General features: G+C 44.7%; 15 protein-coding genes. 10 read left to right on the plus strand and 5 right to left on the minus strand.

Features of this window, described 5'->3' with window-relative positions:
• Window positions 1-13 precede the first annotated feature (13 nt).
• The 6 genes from hisA (at window position 14) to pssA (ending at window position 5336) form a co-directional block, all read left to right on the plus strand.
• On the plus strand, window positions 14-712 hold the full coding sequence (gene hisA, locus Q8O20_RS10305; protein WP_304739654.1) for a 1-(5-phosphoribosyl)-5-[(5-phosphoribosylamino)methylideneamino]imidazole-4-carboxamide isomerase: 699 nt from the start codon (window positions 14-16) through the stop codon (window positions 710-712).
• A gap of 72 nt (window positions 713-784) precedes the next feature.
• Complete coding sequence (locus Q8O20_RS10310; RefSeq protein WP_304739656.1) at window positions 785-1159, plus strand: chemotaxis response regulator CheY; 375 nt, start codon at window positions 785-787, stop codon at window positions 1157-1159.
• A complete protein-coding gene (locus Q8O20_RS10315; protein WP_305531089.1) occupies window positions 1159-1995 on the plus strand; it encodes a 50S ribosomal protein L11 methyltransferase in 837 nt (278 codons plus the stop codon). Before Q8O20_RS10310 ends, Q8O20_RS10315 begins: the two co-directional genes overlap by 1 nt.
• 1 nt (window position 1996) lies before the next feature.
• Window positions 1997-3949: an ATP-dependent zinc metalloprotease FtsH gene (gene ftsH, locus Q8O20_RS10320; protein WP_305531090.1), complete on the plus strand. Its 1953-nt coding sequence runs from the start codon at window positions 1997-1999 to the stop codon at window positions 3947-3949.
• Between the two features lie 12 nt (window positions 3950-3961).
• The gene (locus Q8O20_RS10325) at window positions 3962-4609 is read left to right on the plus strand and encodes a phosphatidylserine decarboxylase (protein ID WP_304739662.1); all 648 of its coding nucleotides are present in this window, start codon (window positions 3962-3964) and stop codon (window positions 4607-4609) included.
• A 4-nt stretch (window positions 4610-4613) separates the two neighbouring features.
• Window positions 4614-5336: a CDP-diacylglycerol--serine O-phosphatidyltransferase gene (pssA, locus tag Q8O20_RS10330; RefSeq protein ID WP_305531091.1), complete on the plus strand. Its 723-nt coding sequence runs from the start codon at window positions 4614-4616 to the stop codon at window positions 5334-5336.
• Here pssA and Q8O20_RS10335 read toward each other — a convergent pair.
• The 3 genes from Q8O20_RS10335 to Q8O20_RS10345 are packed head-to-tail and all read right to left on the minus strand — an operon-like array spanning window position 5324 to window position 9893.
• Window positions 5324-7672: a tetratricopeptide repeat protein gene (locus Q8O20_RS10335; RefSeq protein ID WP_305531092.1), complete on the minus strand. Its 2349-nt coding sequence runs from the start codon at window positions 7670-7672 to the stop codon at window positions 5324-5326. The genes pssA and Q8O20_RS10335 overlap by 13 nt on opposite strands.
• 18 nt (window positions 7673-7690) lie before the next feature.
• Window positions 7691-8935 carry a serine--tRNA ligase gene (gene serS / locus Q8O20_RS10340; protein WP_305531093.1) on the minus strand — a complete coding sequence of 415 codons (1245 nt, stop codon included), beginning with the start codon at window positions 8933-8935 and terminating at the stop codon, window positions 7691-7693.
• Window positions 8936-8990: 55 nt separating this feature from the next.
• Entirely contained in the window at window positions 8991-9893 is a 903-nt protein-coding gene (locus Q8O20_RS10345) for a methylenetetrahydrofolate reductase (protein WP_305531094.1), read from the minus strand.
• A gap of 53 nt (window positions 9894-9946) precedes the next feature.
• On the opposite strand from Q8O20_RS10345, the gene serB reads away from it, so the two are divergent.
• The 4 genes from serB to Q8O20_RS10365 all read left to right on the plus strand — a co-directional run bounded on the left by serB (window position 9947) and on the right by Q8O20_RS10365 (window position 12436).
• A complete protein-coding gene (gene serB / locus Q8O20_RS10350) occupies window positions 9947-10579 on the plus strand; it encodes a phosphoserine phosphatase SerB (protein WP_305531095.1) in 633 nt (210 codons plus the stop codon).
• Window positions 10573-10914, plus strand: a complete 342-nt coding sequence (locus Q8O20_RS10355; protein ID WP_305531096.1) for a hypothetical protein — start codon at window positions 10573-10575, stop codon at window positions 10912-10914. The genes serB and Q8O20_RS10355 overlap by 7 nt, the downstream gene beginning before the upstream one ends.
• A 176-nt stretch (window positions 10915-11090) precedes the next feature.
• Window positions 11091-11423 carry a c-type cytochrome gene (locus Q8O20_RS10360; protein ID WP_304738462.1) on the plus strand — a complete coding sequence of 111 codons (333 nt, stop codon included), beginning with the start codon at window positions 11091-11093 and terminating at the stop codon, window positions 11421-11423.
• Window positions 11424-11572: 149 nt separating this feature from the next.
• Window positions 11573-12436: a TIGR01777 family oxidoreductase gene (locus Q8O20_RS10365; protein WP_305531097.1), complete on the plus strand. Its 864-nt coding sequence runs from the start codon at window positions 11573-11575 to the stop codon at window positions 12434-12436.
• On the opposite strand, the gene Q8O20_RS10370 is transcribed toward Q8O20_RS10365, so the two are convergent.
• Both Q8O20_RS10370 and Q8O20_RS10375 read right to left on the minus strand, forming a co-directional pair.
• Window positions 12390-13370, minus strand: a complete 981-nt coding sequence (locus tag Q8O20_RS10370; protein ID WP_305531098.1) for a 6-phosphofructokinase — start codon at window positions 13368-13370, stop codon at window positions 12390-12392. The genes Q8O20_RS10365 and Q8O20_RS10370 overlap by 47 nt on opposite strands.
• Entirely contained in the window at window positions 13367-13966 is a 600-nt protein-coding gene (locus tag Q8O20_RS10375) for an ABC-type transport auxiliary lipoprotein family protein (RefSeq protein WP_305531099.1), read from the minus strand. The genes Q8O20_RS10370 and Q8O20_RS10375 overlap by 4 nt, the downstream gene beginning before the upstream one ends.
• Window positions 13967-13968 lie beyond the last annotated feature (2 nt).

Consider the following 13968-nt stretch of genomic DNA (forward strand, 5'->3'; position numbering starts at 1 on the left):
AGGATTTACGTTTATGACTATTTTTCCGGCAATTGATTTAAAAGACGGCAAAGCGGTACGTCTGACCAAAGGGTTGATGGAGAGTGCAAAGATTTACTCGGATACTCCTTGGGAACTCGTTAAAACCTTTGAAGAGATGGGTGCGCAGTGGATACATCTGGTTGATTTGAACGGTGCATTTGCGGGAGAGCCGAAAAACTTGGAGCAAATCCGTGCCATTCGAGAACATTGTAACGTCAAACTGCAACTCGGCGGGGGGATTCGGGATGAAGCGACGATTCAGCGTTATTTGGATTTGGGGATTGATCGGTTGATTTTAGGCTCGATCGCTCTCCGTGATCCCGAGTTTGTTAAAACGATGGCGGCTAAGTATCCTATAGTCGTCGGTATCGATGCGATTGACGGCTATGTCGCAGTTGAGGGGTGGGGTGAAGTAAGTACTATGAAAGCCACTGATTTGGCTCGCGCCTTCGCCGATGCGGGGGTAGAAGCGATTATTTGTACCGATGTCGGACGTGACGGTACACTTATTGGTGTAAATGTCGATTTTACCCTTGAGATTGCTCGTGCATCCGGTATACCTACGATAGCCAGCGGCGGCGTAAAAGATGAGAGTGACATTGAAGCGTTGCTCAAAAGCGGTGAAGTTTCCGGCGCAATCGTCGGAAAAGCTTTTTATGAGGGGAGAATTGACCTCAAACGCTTTTTTTAAACTTACCGCAAAGTTGGTTAGGTTATCATTGGGTATTAATTCTGTAAAAATGTATCATTAAAAGGACGTACTTTGAAATTATTGGTTGTAGATGATAGCTCGACAATGCGCCGTATTATCAAAAATACACTTTCTCGACTCGGTTATGAAGATGTCTTAGAAGGTGAAGACGGTGTTCAAGGATGGTCGGTTCTGAATGAAAACCCCGATATGGGGATGTTGATTACTGACTGGAATATGCCGGAGATGAACGGTTTGGAATTGGTTAAAAAAGTACGAGCTGATGCCCGCTTTACCGATCTTCCTATTATCATGGTAACGACGGAGGGGGGAAAAGCGGAAGTTATTACCGCCCTCAAAGCCGGTGTAAACAACTATATTGTTAAACCGTTCACTCCTCAAGTTCTCAAAGAAAAGCTTGCTGCAGTACTTGGTACAGAGGGTTAATGCAAGATTACTATTATATGTTGGTGGTGAAACCATCATCGCATCTTGAGTTATTTAGTGATTTTTTAGTTGATGTTTTACCGGTCGGATTTGAAGAGATTGATGATGGGTTTATCGTTCGAAGTGAAGAAGACTTAGAGACGGTAATGTGGGGGATTGAACAATTCGCCGAAGCGCTTCAGCGTGCATTGGGTGAAGTTGTTGATGTTGATATGACCCTCACAAAAGAAAAAAATGATGATTGGATTGCGCAGTATCAACAGGGAATTACCCCCATTGAAATTGCACCGTTTTATATCCATCCGACATGGGAAGCACCGAAAGAAGGGATGTTGAACATCGCTATCGATCCTGCACTCGCATTCGGAACCGGACATCACCCTACCACTGCTTCGTGTTTACGCGGGATTGCTAAATACGTCAAAACGGGCAATGAGGTAATGGATGTCGGATGCGGCAGCGGGATTTTAGCGATTGCGGCCATCAAAAAAGGGGCCATCGTCGATGCGTGCGATACCGACCCCCTCTCAGTAGAGAATGCCATGGTCAATGCAGGACAAAACGCTATTAGCTATCGTCGTTTATGGGAAGGGCCGATTAACGATACTAATGAGAAGTATGACGTTATTATCGCCAATATTGTTGCGGATGTGTTGGTATTTATTGCCAGTGATCTTAAAAAACGGTTACGCGAGGGGGGCATTTTGATCCTCTCAGGGATTATGGACAAATATGAAGATAAAGTTCTCCGTGCGTACAAAAGTTTTGAACTGACAGAGCGTTTTGTCGAAAACGAATGGGTAACACTCGTGGTAACTCAAAAAGGAAATGAATAACATGGCTCAGAACGAATCGAATCCGAATCCGGATAAAAACGACAATTTTTTTAATAAAAATCCTTTAATTACTTTTGCACTTTTCTCGATTGTTGTTATTATCCTTTTTAAAGCGCTTATCGGTGATGAAAATGATCTCTCAGGAAAGATTAGCGGTCAAAATGTTACCCGTACCCAAGAGATCAGTTATGCCGATCTAAAACGTCTCATTCAAGACAAGCAGGTTGAAAAAGTCTCTATCGGTCAAACCTATATCCGTGCGATTGGCAGTGACGGAACGGGTAAAGTTGCGTATACGACTCGTATCGTAGGGCCCGATACGACCCTAATCCCATTGTTGGATGAAAAAAAGATTAACTATGTCGGATTTTCGGAGAGTAACTGGTTTACCGAAATGTTCGGATGGCTTTTCCCATTTTTGATTATTATTGCTATTTGGATGTTTTTTGCGGGACGAATGCAAAAAAGTATGGGTGGCGGTATCTTGGGGATGGGCAATTCTAAAAAATTGATCAACTCAGAAAAACCGAAAACCAAGTTTGATGATGTTGCCGGTGCCCAAGAGGCAAAAGAAGAGGTATTGGAGATCGTTGATTTCTTGAAATCTCCGGATCGTTATGTTGAGCTTGGAGCAAAGATCCCTAAGGGAGTTTTGCTCGTCGGTAGTCCCGGAACCGGTAAAACATTGTTGGCTAAAGCGGTAGCGGGAGAAGCGGAAGTACCTTTTTTCTCCGTATCAGGATCAAGCTTTATCGAAATGTTCGTTGGAGTCGGTGCGGCACGTGTTCGTGATTTGTTCGAACAGGCCAAAAAAGATGCCCCATCGATTATCTTCATCGATGAGATCGATGCGATCGGTAAAAGCCGTGCAGCCGGTGGAATGATGGGGGGTAACGATGAGCGTGAACAAACCCTCAATCAACTTCTTGCAGAGATGGACGGATTCGGAACTGATACACCGATCATTATCCTTGCGGCGACCAATCGCCCTGAAATCCTTGACCCTGCGCTCCTTCGTCCGGGACGGTTTGATCGTCAGGTATTGGTAGATAAACCCGATTTCCAAGGGCGTATTGACATCTTGAATGTACACGCTAAAGGGGTTAAACAAGATGCCGATGTCGATCTTGAAGAGATTGCACGCCTCACCGCAGGTCTTGCAGGAGCTGATTTAGCGAATATCGTCAATGAAGCGGCATTGCTGGCCGGTCGTAAAAGTCAAAAAACGGTTCGTCAAGCCGATATGCGTGAAGCCGTAGAGCGGGCCATCGCAGGATTGTCTAAGAAAAGCCGACGTATCGATGAAAAAGAGAAGCGTATCGTTGCGTATCACGAAAGCGGTCATGCGTTATTGGCGGAGACAACCAAGGGAGCTAAAAAAGTTTCAAAAGTTTCGATTGTTCCACGCGGATTAGCGGCATTAGGCTATACCCTGAATACACCAGAAGAGAATAAATATTTGATGCAGCGTCATGAGTTATGGGCTGAAGTAGATGTTCTTCTTGGCGGGCGTGCGGCTGAAGAGGTCTTTATCGGTGAAATCTCTACCGGAGCGGCAAACGATTTGGAACGTTCAACCGATATCATCAAAGCAATGGTTCAAATGTACGGTATGAGTGACGTTGCAGGGCTGATGGTACTTGAAAAGCAACGCAGTACCTTCCTTGGCGGCGGTATGACACAAGCTCGCGAGTACAGTGATAAAATGGCTGAAGATATGGATGCGTTTATCAAACAATCACTCCAAGAGCGTTATGTCGACGTTAAAAAACGGTTGGAAGAGTACCGTGATGCAATCGAAAAAATTGTAGAATTGTTATACGCAAAAGAGAATATTTCCGGTGATCAAGTACGTGAAATCATTGAAGCGTATGAGAAAGAACATGGTATTGAAACGAAACTCGAACCGCGTAAAGAGACCCCCTCGAGCAAAAAAATAGTTATTGACGAATAAAAGGAATATACGATGAGCGTTCAAAACGATACTTTTATCCTCTCTTCACGAGGTTGGCTTATATCAGCGGTGATCGGCTCTCTCTTTTTATTTTTTACCATGACGGCTCTGCATCTTTTTCAGTTTATTACCGGAGCATTGCTCCTGAGCGTATTGGCAATTTTTCGGAACCCTGAACGTAATACGGCCGAGAGTGAATCAGATGCAGTCATAAGCAGCGTGGATGGTGTTGTCCTCTCTATAGAAGAGACCATCGTAGATGAGCAAAAAATGTCTAAAGTGACCATTATGAACTCACTATGGGATGTTTCGATGCTTCGTGCACCGTTTGATTGTGTAGTCGAAGGATTTAAAATCCGTCACGGCGCATCGTTACCTTTGTATAATCCCCTCTCTGATACGCTGAATGAAAAAGCGGTACTATCGTTTCGCTCTACCAAAGGGGATGAAATCTATATTGAGCATTTGAGCGAGCAAAGTTGTTTTCCGATCGGTATAGAAGTGGAAAAAACGCAAAAATTCAAAGAGGGTGGGCGCTATGGCTTTTTAGCCAAAGGGCGAAGTATCATATATCTCCCAGCTCATACCCGTTTGTCTGTGAATGCCGGATCAAGTGTTCGTGCAGGTGAGAGTGTCATCGGATATCTAAACGCCGCGTAATCCGATGCGTCAATCTCCTCCTCCTATCGCCTATCTTCTCCCTAACCTTTTTACCGCTGCATCTATTTTTACAGGATTTTACGCTATTGCATTAGCACTAGAGGGTTCTTTTGAATCGGCGGCTTGGTTCATCTTCTTAGCGCTTATCTTTGACGGTTTAGACGGACGTGTCGCTCGTATGACCAATACGGCAAGCCATTTCGGTGTTGAGTTTGATTCGCTTGCCGATATCGTAGCATTTGGAGTCGCTCCTGCATTATTACTCTATCTCTACATTGGTGAGAGTTATGGCAGAATCGGGATTATGGTCAGTGCCCTCTTTATTATTTTCGGTGCAGTAAGGCTTGCACGGTTTAATGTCACGACATCACGGATTGAACCGAGCGTTTTTATCGGATTACCGATTCCGACAGCGGCGATTATGATATCGATTGCAATTTTAGTGATTGAACGCTACGAAGAGTTTGTACCGTTTAAAGTATTTATTCTCCCTCTCGCACTGGTGTTAGCAATTTTGATGGTGAGTAATATCCGCTATCCCAGCTTTAAAAAAATGAATTTTAAAACCTTTCATTTTATCCGGTTTCTCATTGGACTGATTGTTGTTGCGATGGGCGTTTTTATTTATCCGATTGAAGGAATGGCACTATTGGCGGCAGGATATTTATTTTATGGACCGCTGCGCGCCTCTTTTTATCTGCTTCGACGCCTCTTTTACAGAGGGTGATATTTTTGAGGCTCATTGGCGAGTTTTTCAGTATCGATTTCGAAATCAAAATAGCGTGAAATAAATCCTGTATTTCCCATCTTAGCCAGTTGGATTACTGCTGCAGGATTGTTTTGAATCTGCATATAAAGAAGCCCGAGTGCGTACCTAGTTTCTAAAAATGCCGGGTTTTTAAGTTTGGAAAGTTCCAATAATGCAATGGCATTTTCATAGTGTTCGGCTCCGATAGAGGCATAGGCTCCCATAAAGAGAGTTTTTTCATCACGAACCTTATGGGTATCAATCAGCTGATTGTAAAGGGTGTAGGATTTTTCATAATCTTTATTGTAGAAATAGGCTTGTGCCAGTGCTCCCATAATATCAGCGGTATGATCCGTAGTCGTTTGAAGCCTTGTTTCAAGACGCTGAATAAAAGGGGTTAATTGACCCGTCATGGCGGACATGAGGATTGCTTTATCGCGTGTTAGCTGAGGACCGAAATAGAGATCATCATAGTGAAAAGATTGCTTTTTGAGATAGTTGATAGCCGATGAGGCGAATGCTTTGGGTGTTTGAGCACTAAAGTGGGTATCTATTACCATCAAATGAGGCAGGATATCGTTTGGTTGAAGTTCAGACAGCCGTTTGGCCTGTTTTCTAGCGAGATCCATTTGTCCCATTTCACGAGCAATGTCGACTTCAAGTGCGAGATAGAGCGGGCGTTTTTTATAGGGATTTTCGAGCCATTTAGAGGCGCTTGGCATGTTGTTTTGGGTAATGTCCAACATCGCACGATAGAGTGCAAATTCTTCTTTATTAGGTTCTTGCGAAAGATTATCTTTGAGAATTGAGATGAGTTTCGGATTGCTTTTACCGATCATTTCAGAACTCATAACGGCAAAAATTCCGGACATATAGTTATTAGCATCAAGATGATAGGATCGTAAGAAATGATCGTATGCCTTGGTCATATCACCGAGTTGAGCATAGGTTAATGCCAGATTATAGTGGAGAATAGAATGTTGAGGGTTACGTTTCAAAAGTGCCAAGAGCTGTTGATTCGCATCTCTTAGTCGAAATTTGAGCGCTTTTTGTATGGAGAGAGCAATACCGTAGTCGACGCTGGATGCTTGAGTACTTGTTTGAAGATACTCTTTAGCACTGGCAATATCATCGATGAAGATATTGGCATTCCCTTTTTGAATATAACGGAGGGTCTGGTCCGCGTTAAAAATTTTATAAGGGGCAAAGTAAAAGATAGTCTGATAAATTTTTAGACGATTATCGTGTTTTGAATCACGGTAGAGACGCTGGATCTCATCCGGATTATAAAGGGATGGTTTGAGAAAGACACGGATTGGATAGGGTGTATAAACTTCGTCGGGATAGGTATCACTCATTTCTTTTACGAGCTTCGAACCGTTTTCTTGCATCCCTGACTTTATATAAACGAAGGCTAGGGCAAGTTTCTCTTGTATCGGTTTGTCATTTTGTAAAATTGCATCTTGGAGATATTTTGTTGCTGAGGGAACATTGCCGAGATTAGCATACATAAGCCCAAGGGAAAAAGAGTCTTCTTCCTGAGCGGGGTTTTCAAGGGCAGTGATCGCATCGTCAAAACTTCCAAACATGGCGCTGATTTTGGCACGCAATTTATTTTGTGTGGTTTGATACTCTTCGGTCGTCGGATGCTTGAGGGCACTGAGAGCTTCGAGGTAGTTTCCTTTATAATAATTGATTAATGCATAATAATAGGAGTACATCGGTGATCCGCTCTCTTGAGGGAGATACGATTGTGCCATAGTGATGTAGGTATTGAAATCTTTTTCACGTTTGAGATTGAGACAGCAAACAGCCGCATTGATGGCACTGACACATCGGTTTTCACTGTTTGCGATAGAGCGTTTGAAATTTTCAAGGGCTGCTTTGTACTCTCCCTCTTTGAGCTGGACAACTCCGAGATTGTATTGGGAAATAGCTTCAGAGTAGAGGGCAATTTTCTCATAGAGTTTGAGCGCTTCGGTCGCATTGCCGTTAGCATAGAGATAGTTTGCCCTCTCAATCATGTTTTCAAGTTGGCTAGGCTCAATCACATTCTCGTCAGTGGAGGCAGTTTTTTCGGCAATAGGTTGTTCGATCGGCTTGGCTACTTCTGTAGAGTGCCCCAAGAAAAACATCAATCCTCCCCCGATTAAGAGGAGTAAAAGGAGAATACCAGCCACAAAAACGATGAGACGTTTGTTCTTAAACGGACTTGGCTTTTTAGTCGAAGCCTCAGAGGTGTCTGCCGCTGTTTTTTCGACGCCGGCAGCATCCGATTCTTCGATGATGATTATCTCTTCTTGATCTTCAGCCATAGCCTCTCTTTGTCCCGATTAGAGATATTTTTGGAGCACGGCAGGGATGATGATACTGCCGTCTTCTTGTTGGAAATTTTCCATAATAGCTATCATCGTCCGTCCGACCGCTAAACTTGAACCGTTTAGGGTGTGAGCGAGGATATTTTTTCCCTCTTCTTTGTAGCGGATCTTTGCTCGACGGGCTTGGAAGTCACGAGTGTTGGAAACAGAACTGATTTCACGATAGGTATTTTGTCCCGGTAACCACACTTCGAGATCGACCGTTCGTGCCGCACCGAATCCTAAATCACCCGTGCATAGGGTGACAAGACGGTGAGGAAGTCCAAGAGCACTCAGGAGATCGGAAGCACACGCAACCATCTCTTCGAACACCGCGTCGCTTTGATCGGCGCGGGTGATGGAGACGAGTTCAACTTTGTGAAACTGATGCTGGCGGATCATACCGCGCACGTCACGTCCGCCGCTTCCCGCTTCTTTACGAAAACACGATGTATATCCCGTCATTTTGATCGGCAATTCGGCACCGTTTAGGATTTCGTCTTGGTAGAGGTTGGTGAGAGGTACTTCCGCCGTCGGAATGAGATAAAGTTCTTCCTCTTCGACTTTGAAGAGATCGTCTTCAAACTTCGGAAGCTGTCCCGTCCCCTCTAGCGCACGGCGGTTGACGAGCATCGGAACACTGAACTCTTCGAAACCGCGTTCACGGTTGAAATCGAGCATAAAGTTGATGAGGGCGCGCTCCAATCGGGCACCCATACCGCCCACAACACTGAAACGGCTTTTGGCGAGTTTAACACCCCGTTCAAAATCGATCCAGCCGTTTTGCTCAGCGAGTTCCCAATGCTCTTTAGGAGTAAAAGTGAATGTTGGAGGGGTGAGGACTTTGCGAATTTCAATATTATCGTTTTCATCCGCGCCATCAGGTACGTCTGCATCGGGGATATTAGGAACACGCATAATGATCGCATCGAGGGATTCTTCGGCGGAGCGTTGGGTATCGAGGAGATCACCCAGGGTTACTTTGTTGGCATCGACTTCGATTTTCAGTTCGTCGGTACTTTTCCCCTCTTTTTTGTACTGACCGAAAAGTTTACTCAACTCATTTTGTTTGGCTTGCAATGTCTCGTAGGCGAGTTTAGCGGTTTTGAGGGTTTCATTGGCGGATTTCAGTTCAGCGATTATTTCGCTTGAGACTTTTTTGCGCATCAACGCGGTTGCGGTTTCGTCAAAATTTTTCTGGAGAAGTTTTACATCGATCATAAGGGAATATTCCTGCTATTTAATAATGATCGATTATAGCCAAAAGAGGCTGAAATTAGCTCAAAATCGCCTTAGCGAGTTCAAACTGATTGGCCGTCATAATGTGGATTTTCGGATGGAGTGCTTTGAGTTCTTCGAAAAGGGTTTTGCTTAGCTCAAATCCGACTCTGTACTCTTCTTCTGGGCTGATGAGGGATGCCGCTTCGAGTGCTTCGACCCATGCATGAGGCACATAAATCCCCGGAACGTTTTCATCTAAAAAGCGGGCAGTACGGAGTTTCGTGATCGGAAAATAGCCCAAAACGAGGACACAAGAGCCATTGTTCTCACGGTTGGCTTCCGCCATCATATCGAGTAATTTTTTGGCGTTTTCGAGATCGTAGACGGGTTGGGAGATAATGCCGATGGCTCCGTGAGCTACTTTTTTGGTCATTTTCTTTTGGAGTGTCGCGGAACTTTTGGCATAGGCGTCGATAACGGCGAAGGGGTAAATCTCTTGTACGGGGGCGAGAAGTTTCTGCTCTGCCAAGTCGGTGCCGTTGTTGAGGGTTGTGATGATGTCGAGGAGGAGTTTGCTGTTCCCCTCAAAAACCCCTTTGGCGTGCGGTTGATCGGAGTAGTGGGCGCTGTCACCTGTGAGGGCAAGGATGGCACGGACATTGGATTCATTTGCACCGAGGAGATCGGATTGCAAAGCGATACGGTTGCGGTCGCGCATACTCATCGTGGCCAGTGTCGGGAGTCCGAAACGATCTTGGAGTTTCATCGCGGCGAAGAGGGCGTTGTATTTGAGTTTGGCAAGAGGATTGTCGGTGGTGCTGAAACCATCGACGAGTTTATCGAGACCCAATGCGGCGATTTTCTCAATCGTCGGGGCGAACTGAGCAGAACGCGACGGGGTTGTCTCTAAAGTAATATAGGTGCTGTTTCGTAGTTTATCTATAAAGGTTTCGAACAAAAGGTGCCTTTGGATATAATTGCGTCATTATAACAAAATGTGGGAAATCTATTTTGATAAAATTAGCGGTATTTGATTTTGATTCGACATTGATGGATGGCGAAACTATCGATTTTTTTGCGGAAGCACTAGGCATCGGTGAACAAGTGAGTGCAATCACGGAGCGGGCGATGAATGGAGAACTCGATTTTTTCGAGTCTTTACAGCAGCGTGTCACTCTTTTAAAAGGGTTGGAATTTGGTCTTGTCGAAGAGATTTGCCAAAACCTCCCTTACATGAACGGTGCGGTAGAGACAATCGCGGCACTGAAAGAACGCGGTATCAAAGTGGTCTGTTTTAGCGGTGGCTTTCGAACGGCGACCTCGTACGCGAAAAATATCCTCGGATACGATGCCGATTTCTCCAATGTTCTTCATGCGAAAGAGGGAAAGCTCACGGGGCTTGTCGGCGGAGATATGATGTTTGATTTTTCCAAAGGGGATATGCTGAAGCGTCTGCAAGGACTTTTCGGCATCAGCGAAGAAGAGACAATGGTGGTGGGTGACGGTGCGAACGATCGTTCGATGTTTGCCCATGCCGGAACCCGTGTTGCGTTTTGCGCCAAAGAGATCCTCAAAAAAGAGGCAAATGTTATCGTAGATACAAAAGACCTCACACAGATTATTACAAAGGTATTTCCATGTTAGAAAATTCATTGTGGCTTCGCTACAACCCGACTAAAACGATCCGTGAAGTGTTGGCGCGGCTTTATGAGTGCAGTGCGGTAGAGATCGGGGCGGATGAACGTGCATTGTACGCATCACTTAAACGTCACCTTACCAAAAAAGAGTTTCGGATGGTTATGATGAGTGAGGCGGGACTCTCGCCGGAAGAGATCGGAGCTGAAGTCGGACTGGTCGGTGAGGAACTTACCAAAGCACAATATAAGGCGTATCGTAAAATTCGTCAAGACAAAATCCGATTGGAAGTTCGTGCAAGCAAAGTGAAAGAAGAGGCTGATCCGGAGATTGAAGCAGAATAAAGTGTGAGAGTTTGATACATTTTTGATAAAAAAAGCCAAAAATCTATCACATTAACATTCAGTTAAAGCTCCATTTATCCTTTATCCGATATCATTAAAGCGTATCAAGGCACCTTCACTGTTTTTTCGAAAATGTTGAAGGTGTCTTAAAATCAATAATTTCGAAGGAGAACGACATGAAAAAGTCAGCTTCATGCTTCCTTGCAGCTCTTGTTGCCGTAGGGATGATGAGTACAACGGCATCTGCCGATGTTAAAAAAGGTCAAAAAGTTTATTTGAAAACTTGTAAAAATTGTCATGGTAACGGTACTAAAGGTGCTGCTATGCATACACAAGACGAGTGGGATGACCTTTTTGCTAACGGCGGTGCAAACATTATTAAAGCACACGCAAATGATAAATCAGCAGCATATTTCAACGGTGATGCATTTAAAAGCCAATCACAAGATCTACGCGATTTCTTGTTTGAATACGGTTCTGATTCAGGCAACGTCCCTTCTTGCGGCTAATGCCTTAATACCCCTCTGGGGGTGTTACCTCTCTTCCTCTTTTTTTTGCTAATCCGCTTTGAATTCCTTTAAATACGCAACTCAATTATTTCTTTAAACGTATCGTACTACCATTAGGCTACAATAGACCCCGAATTAAAGGGATGCGCATGAAAATAGTAATATGTGGTATAAGTGGATTTGTGGGAAGTGCATTGAAACGTTTTTTTGAAGAGAGAGGAGATTCGGTAATCGCGCTGAGTGTCCGTTCGGAAATTTCTGTTGAAACTATTGCACAGAAGTTGGAGGGGAGTGATGTTCTGATTAACCTTGCCGGAGCCAATATCTTGGGACGTTGGACGAGCGAGTATAAAGAACTATTGCGCCAAAGTCGTCTGGAGACGACCGATAAACTGGTTAATGCCCTTTCTCGATGCGATCATCCTCCCCATACCTTTTTAAATGCTTCTGCTGTCGGTGTTTACGATGCCTATCATCAGCATGATGAATTTTCTTCCCATTATGGAGATGATTTTTTGGCTACCTTGGTGCAAGATTGGGAATATTCGGCATCTAATGCCCAATCGGAACAGACCCGCGTCTGTATGATGCGCTTCGGAGTAGTTTATGCCAATGGAGGCGGTGCAATGTCTAAAATGATCCCCCCCTTTAAACTTGGATTCGGTGGAAAGATGGGAGACGGCTTTCAAATGATTTCATGGATACATTTGGATGATTTGGTTCGTGCATGTGCATTTTTGATCGATCATAAAGAGATAAATGGTGTTGTAAATTTCACTTCTCCTGAACCAATTAGCAACTTAGAACAGACAAAAGCAATGGGGCGAATTTTGCATCGTCCCACTTTTTTTGATCTCCCTGCATGGGTTGTGAAGCTTGCATTCGGCGAAGGTTCCATCGTGATGTTGGAATCCAAAGAGGTGTATCCCCGTATTTTGCAGGACGCAGGGTTTGCGTTTCGCTACCCTACATTTGACAGTGCGATGGAAGAAATTGCTCACGCGCAAGGCTAAGGAGCTCTTCATCGAGACGGTAAGGGTGCAACGCCACTTCGTCAATCGTTTTAAAGTTGAAATGGCTTTTGTTGTAGCAAATAACGGAATGACTTTTTCCCTCTAAGAGGGCATCGATTGCATAGGTAACAAATTTATAGGCCATGAGCCGATCATAAACACTCGGATTTCCTCCTCGTTGGATATACCCCAAGACAGAGACACGAGACTCAAATCCAAGCTCCTTTTCAAACCATTGAGCCACTTTATTGCTATCCAACGCTTCTGAGACGACGGCGATAAAATAGTCTCGCCCATGGGCCACTTGGGATTGAAAGCACCCTTTGTAGTCGTTCATATCGATCGGAATCTCGGGGATAAGGCACATTTCCGCACCCGAGGTAATAGCAGAGATAAGCGTCAGATAGCCGCAGTCACGCCCCATGGTCTCGATAACAAATGCTCTATGGAAGGAGGATGCGGTATCCCGGATCTGATCGATGGCATCTTTGATCACCCCAAGCGCCGTATCGACCCCCAGACAATAATCGGTGCCGTTGATATCGTTATCGATCGTTGAGGGGATACCGCAAAATGCAATACCGCTCTCGTGGTAGAACCGCTCCATCCCGCGAAAACTTCCATCCCCTCCCAATACGATGAGTTTATCAATACCATGAGATCGGAGATTCTCTGCGGCAACGGCACGAAAAGAGGACTCTTTGAAGCGCATTGAACGAGCAGATCCTATTTTTGTCCCACCACGGGTGATAATCCCTGCAACGTCATGGTAATCGGCAGGAGTGATAAGGTTGTCGATCAGCCCCTCATAGCCGTTACGGACAAAATAGGGCTGCATCCCTTTAGCATATGCGTATTCAACAAAACGTTTGAGAGCGGGATTCATCCCTGATACATCCCCACCTGAGCAGAGGATGGCTATTTTTTGATTCATTTTGTCTCCTTAATGAGTGTACTCAACCACAGAATGACTTGGCGGTTGAGTTCAAGAGTTGAATTTTTGAGTGCTTCGACTCCTCCTTGTGCATCCATAGACGCGGATGGAGAACTAATAATAAAGCGTTTGGTCGCAAGAAGTCGTTTGGTACGCACATCGATGAGACGGTAAGTAATATCAATATAGCCATCACTGGTATTTTTTGAAAATCGGTGGTAAAAGGCATTTAAATCCGATTCGAGCATCAAATCGGCTTGAGCAGAGGAGATAGCGGGTGAGAGCGATGCAAATAAATTTTCCTCGTACAGCGATGAAAGGAGTGCGCGTTGTATCAATACGGTAGGGGTATCACTCCACCTGCTGTAGAGATAAGGGGCAGTTTCACCGTTTTCATGAAGATAAATAATATTTTTTGTAGAGAGGGAAGCAATGGATTTTCCTGAAGCGACGCTGAGGCTTTTCGAGGATTTAGGAGTACCTTGTTTCACAAGTATCGGAGGGGAGAGAAGGGTGTACTCATTGACGGACGGCGCTTTGCTAGAGCATCCTAGCAGCACAAAAATAGTTACGAAATAAAGGATGTATTTACGCATGC

The sequence above is a fragment of the Sulfuricurvum sp. genome, assembly GCF_030691015.1.
Lineage (GTDB): Bacteria > Campylobacterota > Campylobacteria > Campylobacterales > Sulfurimonadaceae > Sulfuricurvum.

Excerpts from the sequence above, each read along its gene's own strand:
- Q8O20_RS10375 (WP_305531099.1), bottom strand. The coding sequence starts at position 13,966 with ATGCGTAAATACATCCTTTATTTCGTAACTATTTTTGTGCTGCTAGGA.
- Q8O20_RS10370 (WP_305531098.1), bottom strand. The coding sequence starts at position 13,370 with ATGAATCAAAAAATAGCCATCCTCTGCTCAGGTGGGGATGTATCAGGG.
- Q8O20_RS10335 (WP_305531092.1), bottom strand. The coding sequence starts at position 7,672 with ATGGCTGAAGATCAAGAAGAGATAATCATCATCGAAGAATCGGATGCT.
- ftsH (WP_305531090.1), top strand. The coding sequence starts at position 1,997 with ATGGCTCAGAACGAATCGAATCCGAATCCGGATAAAAACGACAATTTT.
- Q8O20_RS10360 (WP_304738462.1), top strand. The coding sequence starts at position 11,091 with ATGAAAAAGTCAGCTTCATGCTTCCTTGCAGCTCTTGTTGCCGTAGGG.
- Q8O20_RS10355 (WP_305531096.1), top strand. The coding sequence starts at position 10,573 with ATGTTAGAAAATTCATTGTGGCTTCGCTACAACCCGACTAAAACGATC.
- hisA (WP_304739654.1), top strand. The coding sequence starts at position 14 with ATGACTATTTTTCCGGCAATTGATTTAAAAGACGGCAAAGCGGTACGT.
- Q8O20_RS10365 (WP_305531097.1), top strand. The coding sequence starts at position 11,573 with ATGAAAATAGTAATATGTGGTATAAGTGGATTTGTGGGAAGTGCATTG.
- pssA (WP_305531091.1), top strand. The coding sequence starts at position 4,614 with ATGCGTCAATCTCCTCCTCCTATCGCCTATCTTCTCCCTAACCTTTTT.
- serS (WP_305531093.1), bottom strand. The coding sequence starts at position 8,935 with ATGATCGATGTAAAACTTCTCCAGAAAAATTTTGACGAAACCGCAACC.
- Q8O20_RS10315 (WP_305531089.1), top strand. The coding sequence starts at position 1,159 with ATGCAAGATTACTATTATATGTTGGTGGTGAAACCATCATCGCATCTT.
- Q8O20_RS10325 (WP_304739662.1), top strand. The coding sequence starts at position 3,962 with ATGAGCGTTCAAAACGATACTTTTATCCTCTCTTCACGAGGTTGGCTT.